At 28.2% G+C, this 1,739-nt stretch carries 3 protein-coding genes; all 3 read left to right on the forward strand.

All coding sequences use genetic code 11. The annotated features are described in order from the left end of the window. Positions 1-208 precede the first annotated feature (208 nt). Positions 209-529 (forward strand): DUF6966 domain-containing protein, encoded by a 321-nt coding sequence (locus HGP29_RS28095; RefSeq protein ID WP_168885799.1) that lies wholly within the window; start codon positions 209-211, stop codon positions 527-529. 152 nt (positions 530-681) lie between these two features. Further along, positions 682-1,332 carry a flotillin-like FloA family protein gene (locus tag HGP29_RS28100; RefSeq protein ID WP_168885800.1) on the forward strand — a complete coding sequence of 217 codons (651 nt, stop codon included), beginning with the start codon at positions 682-684 and terminating at the stop codon, positions 1,330-1,332. Between the two features lie 106 nt (positions 1,333-1,438). After that, a partial coding sequence (locus HGP29_RS28810; RefSeq protein WP_211093447.1) for a hypothetical protein occupies positions 1,439-1,739 on the forward strand: 301 nt, incomplete at its 3' end.

Raw genomic sequence — 1,739 nt, forward strand, 5'->3', positions numbered from 1 at the left:
TTCTGAAGAAAAGAAGTTAATTTCATTAGAAGAATATGAGAGTATTCGTAGTAACGAAATAGATACACTTCGAATTGAAATAGACTTATAAAATCGAAACGAAATAAAAAGGACATATAACAACAGCTAAAACTCCATGTGTCGGGTGACGCACCCTCACACGTAGTTTAGCCATCACGTTGTGTTCAATTAAACAAGACGATTAAGAATGGAAGAAACTGATTTTTTACAGAATAGGATTTTAGATGAACTAAATCTATTAATTAATCATCTTGATAAATATGAAGAAAAAAACTGGTCTGACTATTTTAGAAAAGTGCAAAGATTAATTGATAACGGAGATGTTAGAGGAGTAGATAGTTTAAATACTATTCGCGGAGGAATGGGGAGCTTTAATGATTTAGTCATTAGTAAAATGAATGGACATAAGGTTGAAAAGAATGGAGAAAACTTTGCAAACTTAGAATTAATGAAAATCAGTAAGTTAGTATTTAAATCGGTAGACGAACTTAAACGATTAATTAAATAGTATAATAATAAACGAAAAAAATATATTTAAACAGAACACAACATCAGCTAAAACAGCAAGTCTCGGCCGACTCGTCCTCGCTCGCAGTTTAGCAAATCCGTTATAGCCCATTAAATGGAAACTCAACAATAATTAAAACAAACAGCAATAGTATGGAGCTTCTAATTTTACTGTTATTATTTATATTTTTTTTTGCAAGTATTTTATTACTACCTGCTTTTTTTATTGTAATAAGAGCAAAACGTTTTCATGCTCAATTAACAATAGGTCAGGCATTTTCAATGAGAATTAGAAAAACAGCTTCAGATAATGTGCTTAAAGGATTAGCTATTGTACAGGAACATAATTTTAATGTGAGTTTATCGGAATTAGAAACTTTGGAACTTGCAGGAGGCGATCCATATAAAGTTATGGAAGCTATGGTAAATTATAGTCATGTAAAATCATTGAATATTAAAACATTATTTGCAATGAATCTTTCTGGCTTAGATTTCAAAGATGCTATTGAGAAAAATCTAATTGAACAAGAAATAAAATTAGAAAAACAAGAATTTGGAGGGTTTATTATAGATTATCATGTTAAGTATAAATATAGAATAGGAGTAGGTCAACAAAAAATTGTTAAAGAAGAAATAGAGAAAGAAATATCTCAAAGACTCTTAAATTTCTTTATGTATTGGGAAGGAGATAATCTATTTAATATTAATAATTATATAAAGACGAATGTATTAAATCATGAATATTGGGATAAAATTTTATGTTTAGATTTGAACTTTCAAGAAATAGAAATTAAAAATAAATAAAACGGGCTATAACAACAGCTAAAACTCCACATTCGGGTGACGCACCCTCACACGTAGTTTAGCCATTACGTTACAGAGCATTCAATCTAACAAACAACATCAACTGATGAAATCAATAAAGATAAAATATATAATTTATTACGTACTACTAATTAGTATTATTTCAATATTTAATACTGCTTATCTTCAAACAGATATTTTTTTAATTTTAAATAGCGTAGCATTTAGTTTAGTTGGAATTATATTTTCAATTCTTTATTTGAGAACGGGAAAAATAAAAGCAAATTTGTTGTTGTTATGGTCAGTTCCTCAGCTATTAATTTTGAGTGAGCCAGTATATTATCAAGGTCAAAATATTATCATACCAATTTTTGACGTAACACAGTTTATTAATATAAAATTTGGTC

It is taken from the genome of Flammeovirga agarivorans (assembly GCF_012641475.1).
Lineage (GTDB): Bacteria > Bacteroidota > Bacteroidia > Cytophagales > Flammeovirgaceae > Flammeovirga > Flammeovirga agarivorans.